The 15,792-nt window shown below is 40.1% G+C and carries 20 protein-coding genes and 1 other annotated feature; of the genes, 5 read left to right on the top strand and 15 right to left on the bottom strand.

Translation table 11 applies throughout. From position 1 onward, the window contains the following. Positions 1-12: 12 nt before the first annotated feature. A complete protein-coding gene (locus tag ACOSV2_RS20435) occupies positions 13-363 on the top strand; it encodes a GIY-YIG nuclease family protein (protein ID WP_428976667.1) in 351 nt (116 codons plus the stop codon). Between the two features lie 72 nt (positions 364-435). Here ACOSV2_RS20435 and ACOSV2_RS20430 read toward each other — a convergent pair whose 3' ends face one another. From ACOSV2_RS20430 to ACOSV2_RS20415, 4 genes are all read right to left on the bottom strand, one after another. Further along, positions 436-897: a hypothetical protein gene (locus tag ACOSV2_RS20430; RefSeq protein WP_428976666.1), complete on the bottom strand. Its 462-nt coding sequence runs from the start codon at positions 895-897 to the stop codon at positions 436-438. Between the two features lie 43 nt (positions 898-940). Beyond that, positions 941-1,618, bottom strand: coding sequence for a CPBP family intramembrane glutamic endopeptidase (locus ACOSV2_RS20425; RefSeq protein WP_428976665.1), 678 nt, complete (start codon positions 1,616-1,618; stop codon positions 941-943). A 210-nt stretch (positions 1,619-1,828) separates the two neighbouring features. After that, positions 1,829-4,921 (bottom strand): isoleucine--tRNA ligase, encoded by a 3,093-nt coding sequence (gene ileS / locus ACOSV2_RS20420; protein ID WP_428976664.1) that lies wholly within the window; start codon positions 4,919-4,921, stop codon positions 1,829-1,831. 50 nt (positions 4,922-4,971) lie between these two features. After that, positions 4,972-5,227: a binding site (T-box leader), on the bottom strand. 279 nt (positions 5,228-5,506) lie between these two features. Next, positions 5,507-5,596 carry a putative holin-like toxin gene (locus ACOSV2_RS20415; protein WP_219927342.1) on the bottom strand — a complete coding sequence of 30 codons (90 nt, stop codon included), beginning with the start codon at positions 5,594-5,596 and terminating at the stop codon, positions 5,507-5,509. A 328-nt stretch (positions 5,597-5,924) separates the two neighbouring features. Here ACOSV2_RS20415 and ACOSV2_RS20410 point away from each other — a divergent pair, with 328 nt between their 5' ends. Continuing rightward, a complete protein-coding gene (locus ACOSV2_RS20410) occupies positions 5,925-6,077 on the top strand; it encodes a hypothetical protein (RefSeq protein ID WP_324744991.1) in 153 nt (50 codons plus the stop codon). 142 nt (positions 6,078-6,219) lie between these two features. Then, positions 6,220-6,462, top strand: a complete 243-nt coding sequence (locus ACOSV2_RS20405) for a DMT family transporter (RefSeq protein ID WP_428976663.1) — start codon at positions 6,220-6,222, stop codon at positions 6,460-6,462. Between the two features lie 24 nt (positions 6,463-6,486). On the opposite strand, the gene ACOSV2_RS20400 is transcribed toward ACOSV2_RS20405, so the two are convergent. Continuing rightward, the gene (locus ACOSV2_RS20400; protein WP_148970901.1) at positions 6,487-6,963 is read right to left on the bottom strand and encodes an Lrp/AsnC family transcriptional regulator; all 477 of its coding nucleotides are present in this window, start codon (positions 6,961-6,963) and stop codon (positions 6,487-6,489) included. 211 nt (positions 6,964-7,174) lie between these two features. Here ACOSV2_RS20400 and ACOSV2_RS20395 point away from each other — a divergent pair, with 211 nt between their 5' ends. Then, entirely contained in the window at positions 7,175-8,116 is a 942-nt protein-coding gene (locus ACOSV2_RS20395) for a DMT family transporter (RefSeq protein ID WP_428976662.1), read from the top strand. 202 nt (positions 8,117-8,318) lie between these two features. On the opposite strand, the gene ACOSV2_RS20390 is transcribed toward ACOSV2_RS20395, so the two are convergent. The 6 genes from ACOSV2_RS20390 to ACOSV2_RS20365 form a co-directional block, all read right to left on the bottom strand. Beyond that, positions 8,319-9,050, bottom strand: a complete 732-nt coding sequence (locus ACOSV2_RS20390; protein WP_428976661.1) for a class I SAM-dependent methyltransferase — start codon at positions 9,048-9,050, stop codon at positions 8,319-8,321. A gap of 206 nt (positions 9,051-9,256) precedes the next feature. Next, entirely contained in the window at positions 9,257-9,511 is a 255-nt protein-coding gene (locus tag ACOSV2_RS20385; RefSeq protein WP_427600470.1) for a zinc ribbon domain-containing protein, read from the bottom strand. Between the two features lie 25 nt (positions 9,512-9,536). Next, positions 9,537-10,163 (bottom strand): hypothetical protein, encoded by a 627-nt coding sequence (locus tag ACOSV2_RS20380; protein ID WP_428976660.1) that lies wholly within the window; start codon positions 10,161-10,163, stop codon positions 9,537-9,539. 79 nt (positions 10,164-10,242) lie between these two features. Continuing rightward, positions 10,243-10,482 carry a helix-turn-helix transcriptional regulator gene (locus ACOSV2_RS20375; RefSeq protein ID WP_445509856.1) on the bottom strand — a complete coding sequence of 80 codons (240 nt, stop codon included), beginning with the start codon at positions 10,480-10,482 and terminating at the stop codon, positions 10,243-10,245. After that, positions 10,464-11,150, bottom strand: a complete 687-nt coding sequence (locus ACOSV2_RS20370) for a helix-turn-helix transcriptional regulator (protein WP_445509855.1) — start codon at positions 11,148-11,150, stop codon at positions 10,464-10,466. Before ACOSV2_RS20370 ends, ACOSV2_RS20375 begins: the two co-directional genes overlap by 19 nt. A 71-nt stretch (positions 11,151-11,221) precedes the next feature. Next, positions 11,222-12,052 (bottom strand): sugar nucleotide-binding protein, encoded by an 831-nt coding sequence (locus ACOSV2_RS20365; protein ID WP_428976659.1) that lies wholly within the window; start codon positions 12,050-12,052, stop codon positions 11,222-11,224. A gap of 242 nt (positions 12,053-12,294) precedes the next feature. Here ACOSV2_RS20365 and ACOSV2_RS20360 point away from each other — a divergent pair, with 242 nt between their 5' ends. Next, the gene (locus ACOSV2_RS20360; protein ID WP_428976658.1) at positions 12,295-12,897 is read left to right on the top strand and encodes a hypothetical protein; all 603 of its coding nucleotides are present in this window, start codon (positions 12,295-12,297) and stop codon (positions 12,895-12,897) included. A 487-nt stretch (positions 12,898-13,384) separates the two neighbouring features. Here ACOSV2_RS20360 and ACOSV2_RS20355 read toward each other — a convergent pair whose 3' ends face one another. The 4 genes from ACOSV2_RS20355 to ACOSV2_RS20340 form a co-directional block, all read right to left on the bottom strand. Continuing rightward, positions 13,385-13,975 carry a YdeI/OmpD-associated family protein gene (locus ACOSV2_RS20355; RefSeq protein WP_428976657.1) on the bottom strand — a complete coding sequence of 197 codons (591 nt, stop codon included), beginning with the start codon at positions 13,973-13,975 and terminating at the stop codon, positions 13,385-13,387. Between the two features lie 38 nt (positions 13,976-14,013). Beyond that, complete coding sequence (locus ACOSV2_RS20350) at positions 14,014-14,385, bottom strand: iron chaperone (RefSeq protein ID WP_428976656.1); 372 nt, start codon at positions 14,383-14,385, stop codon at positions 14,014-14,016. 100 nt (positions 14,386-14,485) lie between these two features. Further along, the gene (locus ACOSV2_RS20345; RefSeq protein ID WP_428976655.1) at positions 14,486-15,025 is read right to left on the bottom strand and encodes a GNAT family N-acetyltransferase; all 540 of its coding nucleotides are present in this window, start codon (positions 15,023-15,025) and stop codon (positions 14,486-14,488) included. Between the two features lie 95 nt (positions 15,026-15,120). Beyond that, positions 15,121-15,774: a hypothetical protein gene (locus ACOSV2_RS20340; protein ID WP_428976654.1), complete on the bottom strand. Its 654-nt coding sequence runs from the start codon at positions 15,772-15,774 to the stop codon at positions 15,121-15,123. Between the last annotated feature and the right edge of the window lie 18 nt (positions 15,775-15,792).

The raw sequence follows: 15,792 nt of genomic DNA, 5'->3' as shown, positions 1-15,792 counted from the left end.
GGAGGTCTAATCATGGATCGTAAAAGAGAGTTAAAACAACAGTATAAAGAAACACCGGTTGAAGCAGGTGTCTTTCAAATCTTAAATCAGCAAAACAATAAAATCTATATCGGAAGCACGAAAAACTTGAAGACCCTGAACGGGATCAAGTTCATGCTTGAAAACAATGGATTCACCACCAGCAAAGGGTTACAAACCGAATGGATCCAGTACGGGAAAGACGCATTTACATTCGAGCTATTGGAAAAACTGAAAAAGAATGATGATCCATTTGTGACTGAAAAAGAAGCTCTGGATGAGTTGGAAGAAAAGTGGTTGGAGAAACTGCAGCCGTATGGAGAACGGGGGTATAATCAGAAGTAGGTACGATGATCACACAAAAACGCTCAGGATGATCTCTGAGCGTTTTTGTTCATGTCTTTTGTTGGTTTATTTTTATTGAACATTCAAATTATACTTAATCATTAACTCCTCCTTAGGACCATTAAAACTTTTCCACTCACCGTCCTCGAATATTTCTAACACTTCCCCTTTACCTGATATAAACTCAATGGTCTTATCGTCATCTTTGTAGGTGGTAATTGGCAGCTTAACTTTTAAAGATGTGATGTGATCATTGTGCGATAAGAATCTTTCGTAATCAGAAGCCTCATCAGCGCCTTTTCTCACTTCCTCGCCTATCAATGAATAGGTGATAGAGTTCTCTAATTCTGCGGCCAACTCTCTTTGTTGATACAACATCTCGAATATTTCACGAAACGTTATAACTTTTGTTTCAGTTACATCTTTTTTATAATGTTCGAATGAGTACAATTTAACTGAAGCTACTATAGTATGTAGATTTGCCAGTATGGCGACTAGAAGGATCACACCCAATATTACACTTAGTTTATTCATAGATTTGATCCCCTGTCTTTAGGATTTTTGCATCTTCATTCCCCTAAAAATAAAGAAACAGCTGAACCATATATAGATTCCATAGTGAATGGGCCACCATCGCCGGCAGGATCGATTTGGTTTTATACGTTGTCAATGTTAAAAGGACTCCTCCCAGTATCGTAATCATCCAAATATCCGATAGGTGGATAAGTCCGAACAAGATTGATGTGGTTCCGACTGCCCAAAACGGCTTTACAAATCGCAATAGAATTGTCAGCAAAATGCCCCTGAACACAATTTCTTCCGTTATCGGTGTAAGAACCGCCACATCGATCGTCTGTCTCCAGCTGCTTGCATGAAGCATATGATTGTTGAAGTAAAACATAAAATATTTGTCCAGAAACACTTCAAAATAGAGGCAAAGGTGCAGCATGATGTACGGAAGCATAAACGTTATAAGAATCCATATATAGGTTCCTGGCTTCTTAAAGGCTTTGACGTTCAACAGCAGAGCGATGAAGGTTCGGATATCCTTGTAACACAGAGTCACGACCATAAAATAAGTAAACCATATGAGTCCCTTGACTCCTTCGTATGTAACACCATGAAGTGGGAGTTTATAAATGAAATAGCCTGGAACCACCAACATGATGAGGTAGATACATAGAGTTTTGAATCTAATCGTTGATACGCCTTCCTTAACAGGTAAGTGTTCGCTTGCAGGTAAGCTGTTTAGCATGGCAATCTCCCCCGCCCGGTTATAACTTTTACTCTAGAATGATTTTATGTAAGCCTTTCTCGTCCGTATAGCACGGCTTTCTTATGGCTCATGTCTCGCTCTCCCTTCCATCTAATACCAATTATTTCAAACTACCTATTCGTATTCAAGGTAAATTAACACAATAAAAGGGGCTTCCCCAGTTCTGGATAAGCCCCTCATTACAACTTCTTACTCTTTGATGTCCAGTGCGATCCTCACTCCATCAATGTCTATTTCTTTCATGCCTTCACTCTTTTCAAATGTCAGACTCTTGATTAATAGACTGCTTTGCAGTAAATCTTCAAATCGGCCCACTACCTCTTTCATTGAATCATCGACATTCAGCACAAGATGCACACGCTGTTCCACAGGCAGGTTCAGTTCTTTTCTGTATTGCTGGACGGCGCGAACAAGCTCCCTGGCTTTCCCTTCTTTCCGCAAATCCTCTGTGATGGTTGTATCCAGGAAAACACTGAAGGTTTTGTTTGAAGCCATTTCCAAACCTTTATGTGTTTTTTTATGAACGATGAGATCATCTTTCTCGACTGATATCTTTTCCCCGGTTGGAGACTCAAAGTCAAGATAGCCTTGTTCTACAACCTTGCTTGCTTCTTCATGATCTAACGATTGTAAATGTTTCTGCACAAGGCCCACGAGCTTACCGAGTTTCGGGCCGGCTGTCGGGAAGTTCAGCTTTAATTCATATTGCACGGAATCTCCTGCTTGGTCCTGCAATTGTACATTCTTTACATTGATTTCATCTTGGATGATGTATTCATACTTCTTAAGTAATTCCGTATCACCCTTCGCTCCCACTACCGTAAGCCTGGATAGAGGCTGCTTTGTTTTGATATTCGTCGTATTACGTGCAGATCGGGCAAGTTCGACTACTTGTAAGACGCGATCCATTTCCGTTTCCAATGCTGGATTGATGTCTTCTTGATTTACTTTAGGAAAATCGGACAGATGGACGCTTTCATTGGTCAAGTTTATGTGGATATCCTCTGCAATGAACGGAGTGAATGGTGCCAGCAACCGGCTTACACTGACTAATACTCGATTTAATGTGTGGTATGCTGCCAATTTATCTTCATTCAACCCTTCGCTCCAGAAGCGTTCACGTGATCTGCGGATATACCAATTACTCACCTGATCAACTAAGATGGATAACTCTCTTGCTCCTGCGGTAAAGTCATATTGATCTAAATGGTCCGTTACGTTTTTGATAACCGAATTCAGTCGTGATAACATCCACTGATCGAGTAGAGACGGAGTTCCAGCCTCGTGTTTATGAGGATCGAACCCATCAATCTCTGCATACAGGGTGTAAAAGGAATGAACGTTATTCAGCGTGTCGACCAGTTTCGATTTTGCCTGGCTGACGACGTTTTCTGAGAAGCGTTTGTTATTCCAAGGGGCACTATCTGCAAGCAATGCCCATCTGAGAGCATCTGCCCCAAACTTCTCAACGAGATCCGTTGGATTGATGACATTCCCTTTGCTTTTAGACATTTTACGTCCGTCTTCATCCAGTATGTGCCCGAGTGATAGAACACGCTTATATGGAGTTTTCCCTGTGAAGAGGGAGGAAACCGTCAACAGACTGTAGAACCAGCCCCTCGTTTGGTCCACTCCTTCGGCAATCACATCTGCCGGGAATTGTTGATGAAATAATTCTTCATTCTCAAATGGATAATGATACTGTGCAAACGGCATCGAACCACTGTCAAACCAGACATCGATGACTTCTTTCGTCCTGTTCATTTCATGAGAACAGAACTGACATCCCACGATTACTTCATCGACATATGGTTTGTGAAGTTCAAGATTATCCTTCCAACCCCTGATCGCATGTTCTTTTAGATCCTGAATGCTTCCCGGGACATACTGATGATCACATTCCCCGCAAACCCAAACGTTCAGTGGTGTTCCCCAATAACGGTTCCTTCCCAGGTTCCAATCCACCATATTTTCAAGGAATTTCCCAAATCTTCCTTCCTTCATATGATCCGGATACCACTCGACGGATTGGTTGTTCTTTAAGATGGTCTCTTTTATGGCCGTTGTCTTGATGAACCAGCCTTCCATTGCGTAATAGAGGAGTGGTGAGTCACAGCGCCAGCAGTGTGGATAGCTGTGTTCATACTTCTCTTTGGAAAAGAGAAGATGGCTATCCGAGAGCATCTTGATGATCTTCACGTCGCTGTCCTTTGTGAATTCTCCTGCAAGAGGAGCGAATTCATTGGTATAACAGCCTTTTTCATCGACAATATTGACAAAATCCAATCCGCTTTCTCTGATGGCATTATAATCATCTTCACCGTGAGCTGGAGCCAGGTGAACAATCCCGGTTCCGCTGTCATCGGTCACAAACGATGCCGAAATCACTTCATGCCCGCGGTCAAGCGTGAGATTGTTGAACGGTGGCTGATACGAAACCCCTACAAATTCGTGCCCTTTATGCTCACTGACCAATTCGAAGTCGTCTCCCAACACATCGTTCACAAGTTTCTTTGCCAGGATATACGTCTCTTCACCCCGTTTGGCTTTCACGTAATCCACGTCTTTATGGACGGCGAGGGCCACATTGGCAGGAAGCGTCCAAGGTGTTGTCGTCCAGCCCAGAAAGTATTCATGCTCTTTTCCTTCCACCTTGAATTTAGCTGTCGCGGATAAATCTTTTACATCCTTATATCCTTGAGCTACCTCATGGGAACTGAGGGAGGTTTGGCAGCTCGGGCAATAAGGTGCGACCCGATGCCCTTGATAGAGCAACCCTTTCTCATGGATTTTTGAAAGAATGTGCCAGACACTTTCGATATAATTATTCTGAAGGGTTACATAGGGATCATCCATATCCACCCAGTATCCTATTGCCTCCGTAAAGGTGCGCCACTGCCTCTCATAATCGAACACACTCTTTTTACATTCTTCAATGAATTTCTCAACACCGTATTCCTCGATTTCTTGTTTGCCGGACACGCCGATTTTCTTTTCGACGCCCAATTCCACAGGGAGACCGTGTGTGTCCCAGCCTGCCTTACGTTTGACTTGATAACCACGCATGGTCTGATACCTTGCGACAAAATCTTTGATCACACGCCCCAGAACGTGACCGGCGTGTGGTAGCCCATTGGCAGTCGGAGGTCCTTCATAGAAGACGAACGACTTTTGCCCTTCACGGTTTGCCACTGACTTTTCAAAAATATGATTCGAATTCCAGAAATCCTGGATCCGCTGTTCTCTATCGACCGACTTTTCGTTTACATTCACCTTTTTCATGTCATCACCCTCTATTTTTTTGTAAATAAAAAAACCCGCCCCTAACCAATGTTAGGGACGAGTTATAACCCGCGATACCACCCTGATTCTGTCCATAAACTGTATTTCAAGTTTACGTGACAGCACTCATGCAACGTACAATCATACGCGTTCCTTTTAACGGCGGAAACCCGTCAAAGCTTAAAGTACCTTCAGCTTTGCTTCTCGGAGAGGATATTCAATATGATCTGAACGTTGACTTCCACCAAATCGTCAACTCTCTGTAGAACAGATTCCATACCTACTCGTTCTCGTCATGGAATGTAAGTGATCCAATATATGTTAGAACAAATGTAAATGATACAGGTTAAATTTGTCAATATTTTTATTTTATTATAGACGGTGCTTCATCCATTTATTCACTATTCTTTACTAACGTATGAACTTATGTATATAATAAAAGTAGTTAAGTACACTAAAAAAGGAGCCTGACGGCAATCAGGACTCCTCCACAACATAAACTGCATCGAAAGTGCAGCGGCTCACTTCAGAGTCAATCGAAACGAAGTAATCATCAATGATCCTCATGAGCGGTGGGGACGATGGTTACTTCTTTTTTTGTGTAACCGCGACAATTGCTACAATCAATGTTCCAAAGGCAATCATGATTTGTAATACATCTCCTACAGCAATCATTAGCGTATCACCTCCCTTCACTCGGGAGTGTGAGCCGCTACCCCATCTTCCGTATTATGTTGTGTACTTCCATTATATCACAGGCAAACGTGCGTTTGCTCCCTTCCGAATGGACCAGTCCGGAAATTTGGAAGGGGGATGCGCTTCATACATTCTACATTCTTAGAAGAATAATTTTTGGTGAATTTCAGCGTACACCTGATGTTTCACTATGAAATTCAACCTGAATAGTCTCTCAGTGATTACAATGAAATATTTTTAGTTCTAAAGTAATGGTAAAATATACACTGTTCACTGAGAATGGAGCGTTCTCCTTCAAGGAGCTAAAATGAAATATAATCTCGGCGATATTGTAGAATTTGAAGATGAGTTGTTCACCATATTCTGGATTTACGATTCTGAATATGTGGAATTGAGTTCGGAAGACAAGAAATGTGTGTTAGCGAAAGCGGAAGATATCAGGTTGGTTAAAGCTAAGTGAACTTGAAGCTATTTGGATTTAAATAGTACTATTTACGGAGTTCATCCATCTCAGTGCAACATTTTTTAGCGTAGCCTGTCGCAACCGGGAGCCTATTTCTCATCAAGATCATCTATTCTTTGAAAAAGGTGATGTCCTTGCTTTGCTTGATGCGCCGAAATGGCAGTTGAGTGCCGTTCTTTTCGGATTTGGCTACCTGTTTCTCACGGTTCTTGCAGTACCGATCATCGGTGGGAATGCAGCCAACATTTCAACCGTAATCGGACAGCTCATTGCCGGTGTGGTCATTGATCACTTTGGCTGGTTCGTCGGTGTGGAAATCTCCTTGGACTGGAAGCGATGGTTGGCATTTGGGAGCATGATGCCTGCCCTCTATTTTGTCTAGAAAGGAAATAGGACAGAACGACCTTTACCCCTGTATCGGTAACACCGTAGAATCCTTGATCTCCCTCAACGCCAAGCTCGTTTGAATCTTGGTAATCCCCATTTCATTCAGCCTTCTGATGAAGAGCTCCAGTCCCTTGCGATCCTTGCAGGCCACCTTTAAGAGATAATCATATTCCCCGGTCAAACAATGACATTCCAGGACTTCTTCCATAGATTCCAATGTCTCTTCCACTGCTTCCAACTTTTCTGTTCGATGTTCATTTGTGCTCATAAAAACGAAGCATAATAAGTCAAACCCCAGTTTTTCATGGTTTAGAATGGCTACCTGCTTTTTGATATATCCTTCCATTTCCAGACGTTTGATTCTTGCGTGTACGGCTGGTGCTGATAAATTAACCCGCTTCGATAGTTCCAGATTACTGAGTTGCCCATCCTTTTGAAGCAAATCCAAAAGCTTGAGATCCATTTGGTCCAAAACTCTGCTTACAATCGTCTCCATGCTCCATCCTCCCTTTTCAATTGTTCCAAAAACCACTGATAAAACTATGTAGAAATAAATTTATACAATCTAAAACTCTATTATACTTTTAATTATTTTGATTATTTACCATTATACAAGATGTTCTTTTGTATTTTTAGTAAAATGTTAAAATTATTCTTATAGACAATGTCATTGTGCACAATGGCTCTTTGAAAAGGGGCTAAATGACGTGAAATATTATTATCTGTTGTTACTGACAAGTCTTCTCTGGGGAGGCAATTTCATAGTAGGGAAAACGCTAGTGGAACATGCATCCCCGGGAACGTTGACCATATTAAGATGGGCGATCGCCGTCGTCTGTCTGTTCCCGATTGTCTGGTGGAAAGAAAAAAAGCTGGTTCCACCCATTCAATCGATCCTGCCGTTATTTTTCATGGGTCTGACAGGGGTAGCCCTTTTTCAGGCACTTCAATTCATGGCTTTGGAAAAGACATCTGCCACCAATGTGGGCCTGATCTCCACGTTAAATATGTTCTCCATTGCCGGAATCTCTTTTATTTTTCTGAAGGAAAAGATGAACGCATTTCAACTGTCGTCCATGTTCATCTCGCTCTTTGGCGTGTTGCTCGTCCTGTCCAAAGGGAATGTGGAGATGGTCTATTCCCTGCAATTTAATGAAGGGGACCTCTATATGCTGGCTGCGGTTGTAATGTGGGGGATCTATTCCGTTTGCAGTAAGTGGGCAATGAAGACCGTCACTCCCATGATGTCCATTTTATACTCCGGACTATTTGGCCTTCTCATCCTTCTTCCTTTTAATCTTTCTACGTTCCGGGTGACCAATATTGACGCTTCATTCGTGCAGTCAATCTTATATACCGGTGTGATTTCCACCGTTGTATGCATGGTCTTATGGAATATCGGGGTGAATAACCTGGGGCCGAGTACTTCAGGATTGTTCTTGAACTTCAACCCCGTTTTCACCGCCTTATTGGCCTTCGCTTTTCTTGGGGAAAAGATGAATGGACTACAAGCTGTCGGCAGCATCATTGTCATAGCAGGATGTGTCTTGTTCTCTCTTTTCAAGTCCAAATCTGGCATTATTATCAAAGAAACCGGGATCAGAGTCCCTACAAAAATGGTATCAAGTGAATCTGTCAAGACTTCATAGAAAGAAGCGGTATGGGGGTCCTTTTTGAGGTGCTTAAGCCAACATTAAAGGCTATAATGATATGCTGACAGCAAAGAAGACTCGCCAATTGACGAGTCTTCTTTGCTTAAAGGGAAGAAAGCTTGCATACCGCCTTCCATTTGAAGATCCTTTAGGGGAAGGCGAAAATCGCCCCTACATTTCGTAGGAGCGATGAGACGCATTACTTTTCAGCTGAGATGATCAAGAACATAGGTCTGCGGAGTTCGTCTTTCATTTCAGGTGCACTTTCTACCATTTCGTCAGAGGGAATCGGTTCTTTCATTTTCCTTATGCTAAAGCCTGCATTTAGTAAGTCATTGACATAAGTAGAAAATGTACGGTGATATTTTACAACATTTTCGGTCAGGAACGTTGTTTCACGTTTGCCTTCTAATTGGTAATGATCAACGGGCCAATGTAAACGATTCCCTTTGTCATCACAATACCAATCTTGTTCCTGTCGGGAAGTGAACATTGGATGTTCAACCGAAAATATAAAAGAACCTCCCGGCTGTAAACTATCATAGATCTTTTTACAGATTTCTCCAAAGGACTCAATATAGTGAAAAGCCAATGAACTGATCACTACATCAAATTGGGAATTAGAAAAATCAATGTCTTCGATTGGCATCTTAATGTATGAAATGAAAGAATCATTCGTCATTTCACGGGCTTGTTGAAGCATGTTTTCAGATATATCTACTCCAATAACAGACCTTGCTTGCTGTTCACGAGCATAGCGACAATGCCAGCCAAAACCGCATCCCAAATCAAGGACACTCTTATTTCGGAGCTCGGGTAAAAGCTCCTTTAATACGTGCCATTCTCCCGCACTTTCAAGACCTTTAATGGAACGTTCCATATTTTTATATTCAGAAAAAAAATTCACATCATCATACTTATTTTGCTTCATACTCTTTCCAACTCCTACTTAATTAGTTAGCCTCCAAAATTTAATACAAATCAAATTGAGGAGGCAATCTATATTCTTCTAACCATCTCTTTCACCTCGTTTATTCGTACTTCACCTAAAATGACTTTAAACACATCAGAGAACACAGCGCAATTTAAATTAAGGACAAATGTAAACAACATCGTCTTTACATGAATGTATACTAGCTATTGCCACCTGTACAATTTATGAAGATTTTTCACATACATCCCTGCCATAAACTTCGGTAAACCCATTTCGATACATTTATTCTTTACAAATTGTTTCATTTCTTCTACTGTGATGTCTTTTTGGGTGAATTCCCCTTCTTGATAACAATGCTTACAGTACATCGAACTTCTTTCTGAATTCTTCTCAGTACCGCGGTCTTCCATTTTCTTCAAGGGCATGGCACAACTCTGACATTTTTTATATTCTTTCATTCTTCCACCTCACTATTTAACGTAATTACGCTTCCAAAGTTTTGTAGATTTTTTTTACTCTTTTTAGTTGAGGCGCCGTTAGATAGGGTTCTCTTTTTCGTAACACATTCAGAAACCCCTCGCTATTTTCATCTGTAACAGCTACCATTGTGCTTTCAGAGTGCTGAGGCACTTCTTTTGTTCTACAATTCTCAAGGTGCTGGAGTAAGAATGGAAAAATTGCGTCATTATTTTCCTTATTAACCGCGGCGAGCTTCGCAAGAGTTAGAACACCTTTATCAATCGTAATGACCGAACCAATTTTCATGGCACTCTTTATTGTGTGAAGATGAGCCATGATTGTTTCTGAAGATTCCTCAGTGATCGTTGATAATGCTGTCATTGCACCCCATACTAAACGATTATTACGGCTTTTCAGCAACTCTATAAAGGTCAGTGCATACTTACTTATCAGTTCTGGTTTAACCTCTCCGATTTCATACGCTACTTTGATACAGTCATGTTGAACCTTTTTATCTTTGCTAGACAGGCCATCAATAATCTCTTCTATACCTGCATGATTTTCTTCATTAGCTAACGTGTGTGCCAGCTCAATATTTGGCTCTTCGTCATTTCTATTAAGCTGGGAAGCTAATTGATTCACTACTGACATGTTGATCCCCCCTATTTATTAGAATTGATTCATATTGATACCGTATCACACTTAAGCCGACACCATTATGTCGTATTTCTTAATATTTATCATAAATTTTCTTTGCTCTCTCTTTCATAATCTCCCTAATATGTTCTGGCTCAAGAACTTCTATTTCGGAGCCAAGACTTAAGATCATACGATAGACCCATTCATCTTCAGGGAATGATTCAGTCAGATAAACCCATCCGTCATCACCGAATTCTACAGAATCTAAATCGAAATAATCCTCCAACTCATTTAAGGCATGTTGAGTGAACTTTAGTTTGATGGTAACCATTTCACGATTGTGCTGGTAAAAGCTTTCATGTTCTCTTCGTTCTCTTGCTCAATTGGTTTAGATGTACGTTTCATGTTTTGCATTCTGCCTAATTTAAACAACCGATATTCATTTCTTAGTTTACAAAAAGCATACACATACCATTTATTGATCTTTAGAATCAACGTAACAGGTTCAATTTCTCTTTCTGTATAGCTACCATTAATATCTATATATTGAAAAGCGATGACTTTATTGGATTCAATCGATTGTTTGATCATATTTATTTTTTCTTTCCTTTTTTCAGTCGGTCCCCAGCCACCGAAATCTAACCAAACGGGTGAAGTTTGCTGAACGTTCCCATTTGACTTTATGGATGTCAGCTTTTCAATAATTTGTTTTAATTGGTTATCATCATAGGTTTTATAGACACCATTTAATGCAGTGAGCAGCAATTCATATTCTACATCATTAAATAAGCCTGTACTGATCTTGTATTCCTCAAGAATTCCATAGCCGCCGTTCGAACCTTTATATGAAACAATCGGAATACCCGCCAGGTTAATTGATTCGATATCCCTTTGAATCGTCCGTACAGAGACCTCAAACTCTTCAGCAAGCTTTTTTGCCGTTATTCTATTGGTATTTAATAACTTGATGATCATCGCCAGTAATCGCTCTACCTTCATGTTTCATTGCTCCATTTATTTATGATTATATTTTATTCTCAGGTCACTACATTCTTATCCATTCTGATAATTCATAGTGGACCATATGGACTAACTATATCGTCTATCATTTCCCTATTCGTCTTCAACAAACTCTCCGGAAGATCGTTTCGAATGCTCTTCAATCCAAAATAATATGTATCCGGTGTATCCTGAAGCAAACGATAATGAAAGTTTATTTCTTTATCCGTAAGGCTGCTGACCAACTCCTTAATAAAAGTATCTTGCGTCATCATGTCAATAGCACCCAAGTGAAAGATCCCTGTCAGCTTATGGAGGATGATGTATTTCAGCTGTTTTGCAAGGAATTCATCCGTTAGATGATTACACTCCAGATTGCTGTATACATCGATCGAGTTACTCTCAATCCCACTTCTGATTTGATCCAATCTCGGAGACTTCTTCCCCCATATTTGCGGTATTCGTATCATAACCGCACGTTCCTTTAAAACATTCTGCAGCATATTTTCACACTCAATTTTGAACTGCCCATAAGGGGATGCAGCGTTAGGAGAGTCTTCTTCTGAATGATCCTTCGTGAAATCCCCATCAAACACATTTGCCGTTGAAAAATAATAGAGTACGCTTTCAGTGTTTTCGATTTCCAATGCCAGCTCCCTATGAAATTCAAGCTGTTGATCAAAATCACCTCTTAGACATGAAACGATGCTATCGGGTTTGATGGATTGGACGATTTCTTTCATCTTATCCATATCGCTGATGTCTAATTGAAATTGTTTTTCTTCAGGAAGATCCACTGGTCTAGTTGCATAGGTCCCATATACATCAAAGGAATCTTTGCACTCTTCCACCAACGCATTCCCCACTAATCCACTTGCGCCTAACACGAGCAGTCTCCTCATGTGACATCCCTCCATTCACAGAAATTGTATTCTCACTTTTCATATTCTACTAAACTCCTGTGAAAACCCTTTAAATGTCCATAAAAAAAACGCAATCTCCTTAATTGCGTTTTCCTTGAGGACCGTCACCTTTTAAAATATAGGAACATAATCAGGAAGATGATTAGGCCAATAAATAAAAGATAGCCCATCCCCATGCTATACACGAAGTAAACCTTAACGTGAAGGATGATCCGGATGATATGAAAGATAAGGATGCAAAAGAGCAATCCAATGACGATATTCACAATACTATCTCTATTTCGATACATAGAATCAGCCCCAATCCAGAGCTCAGTACAAAATGGAACTTGTACCAAAAGTCTTTCTATATACCTATTTTCTCTTCGTCCTTATTATTCATGGGATCTCTTTTTTCACTTGGTTTGTTCGTTAGCCTTCTCATTATTTCCTACAATCCAAGCCAATGCCAGAACGGCGCCTGTTATGATTATACTCAAGGAACATTTTCAAAAAAAGAAACTCATCCAGTTCTGGATAAATCCCATTCGTTTTTCCTGATTTTATACTATTGGTACATCAAATTAATTGTTAGAATTAAAGAGAAATCGTTTTATTCAGGGGAGAGCTTTATGTGGAATAAAAAAAGGATACTCACTCTATCCGTTATGTTGATAATCGTCGTCTTATTTATCTTAACTAAGGTGGTTGCTACAAGTTCAACAACCGCTATCGTTACAGTATTGGAAAAGAATTATGTAGAAGAGCAAGAAGAAGCTTTTATGATCGTAATTCCTCCTGGTGGGGATCAGTCCACCGAGTATTGGAAGAACGCAAAAATATAAAAGATCCTATGGTATGGAATTTAATTGAAGAAGATCAAACTTACCTGGTTCATTATGATAACAAACAGAGTGGGGGGAGTATCTTAACACACATTGAAAATATTGATGATAAACATCCGATACAACTGCAATAACGTTGTATTTTCTTAAATTGAAAGATTCGTAGTTTGTGGCAGGTGCCAAAATGCTGAACAAGGCAATAGCCAGAGATCGCCTGGCTACTGCCTTGTTCGTTCAATATCATAATATTTCATTTTCTACCTGATTTTAGCTTTCCTATATCTTCAAACCATAAAAAAATAAGGAAAATTGCAAACAAAACAATTAAAAAGATATTATTTAAATCATAAAAATAATGAATAGTAAAAACAACCAACAAATAAATCGTTGCAATTAATTTCCTTATTATTAAGACACCTCAGAAAATAAACAGTTTCTTATCCAAGAGTAGTAAGATACAGCTATATTAGACTTCAACCATCATATTCTAATCATTCAATCCCTTACCATCAAGAATATGCTCCATATATTTTTCAATCCTCGACTCGCGGGTTTTGGATTGTTTGGCTTTAGAGAAATAAAGAATGTAGGCTCGTTGCCTTCCCGGCGTCAATTCTTCAAATGCCGTCTTCAAGGCAGGGACTTCCTTGAATTTAGTTTGAAGTTCTTCAGGGATGGTGTATTCTTCCGTCTTTTTTAACTCCACTTGCAAACCGGCCTTTTCCACTTCAATGGCTTCCTGGATATACGCTTTCAAGATTGGCTTCATTTCGATGATTTCTTGAACATTCGTGAACCGGATCTGGCGCGCTGCCTGCACATTCTCCGTTTGTTGGATGAGAATCCCGTCGGGGTCCTTCAACAGAGCCCCTTTATGAAACAAAAGTGCACAATAATCTTTAAACCCGTGCATTAATACAATGTTTTTACCCTCTAGCGTGTAACAAGGATGCATCCACTTGATTTCTTCATCCAGCTCCTCAAAGCCAAGAAGGATGCTTCTCAACCTCTCAAATTCTTCCTTCCACGTCTTGGTTTTTTTTATAAATCCATCAACCTTACGATTCGGCTTTATCATCCTGGAACACTCCTTCTTATATGAACTCTAAGTGTTGGCTACTTCCGCCAAAAGGCCGTGTATTCTGCTTTATCCTGAATATTATATGTAATCATATCCTCAAGCAATGTGTAATCCACCGGGTCTTTCCATTTAATTCGAAACAAGCCCTTGGTGGCACTATAGCCGGCTTGTTCAATCCTATCGGCAAACTCCGTCATGGTTACCGCCTCTGGTGCAACGCTTACATGATGTTTCGCTGCGTCAATACCGATGATAAATGTGCCGTGATCGGTAAACATAGGGGTATTCCATTTCATCACTGGTTCCATTTGCGGGAATTTCTCCGCAACCCACGTCAGGATTTCTTCCAATCGATTGCGGTGATCGGGATTATCGATACCTGCTAAATATGGTGCAAAAACATCCATCTTATTCCCTCCTATCTTATAATGATGCCGTTCAAGATAAACCTTATCTGATTTCTACTATATATTTTCAAGCCTGGATAGTCAAAAACTCCCCCTAACCTCAGCGTTGACTTCGTAAAACCGTGATAAATCCGTCCAGGATATCATGAGAAATCGAGAACCCTTTCCGCTGGTAGAATTCCAATGCCTCTTGATTCCCATTCGATGTAAACACAAAATAATCCTCCACATCCTCGTAGGTTTTCAACCAATCCATAGACATGTTAAAGAGCTTGGACCCTACACCAAATTGCCGATACCCCTCTTTAATATAAAATTGAGATAGACAACCTACGTTCTCTTTCTTAACGGATGAAAGATCGAAAAATGTGGCAAAATCATTTGAATACGATTCTTTAGGTGAAATGTTGGTATACACATACGCGACAATTTCGTCATGTTTATGAGGATCCTTCACCACCACTATGTAATTATGTAAAGCACTTTGGATCGATGTCAGCATCCTGGTATCAAAATTCATGCTGTCGAACCGTTCAGGTGTAATGGATGCCTTTGACTGTTGAAAGGCCATCAATTCATTGCATAGATCACGACAGTATTCTGCCTGTTCTTCTGGAATCACTTCATATTGTAGATTCATCTTCAAATCCCCCCTTAAATCAACTCTAGTCCAGAAAAATTCATATGCTGTTCCATTTTATTTTAGCTTGAACTACGTTTGGAAGGAAAGAGGCATTACAAAATACGGGTAGACTCCCCGTCAATTAATTTAATATTAATATTCATCGATGATCCTCCGCCAATATGATTGGGAACATCAGATAAGTTCAATAATTCCTTCAGCTGAATGAACTTTTCACTATTTGCTTCTATTGTAATGGTATAGGGGGCATTCACATTCATGAGTGACGTCAATCGTGTATCCTTTTCCATGAAATATGAATCCAGGAATTCTATCTGGAATGACACAGTTTCACCACTGCGGTTATGTAAAAGGAGTTTACATTCACCATTCAATACATCATCACTCACTTGCTCAAAATCGCATGTACCCTCTCCATCATAGGAAATGGATGCAATACCATCAGCTAGCGTTTCCTGATAGATCGTAATGAGTAACAAAGGGAGTAATGTGTAAACGATTAAAGCGATTACCACCGTTCGAAAATAGTATTTATTTAGTCCCCTGACGAGTAAAATTATTGCGATGATGAATAAAAAGGATCCAATAATTCCAGGCAGATTATATCCGTTTTGATCGCTGATTGGAAATGACATGAAAGTAGTGCGTGCATGTATCATTTCATTATCAGGAAACGGGAAAAATAAAGACATACATATACATAGAATTGCAGCTGAGCCAATAAGTGCTCCTTTGTTTTTTACCATACTTTCACCTCCAACCAC

The organism is Rossellomorea sp. DUT-2 (genome assembly GCF_052665285.1).
The sequence above is the reverse complement of the archived record's forward strand: the minus strand, read 5'-3'. Positions and strand labels throughout refer to the sequence as shown.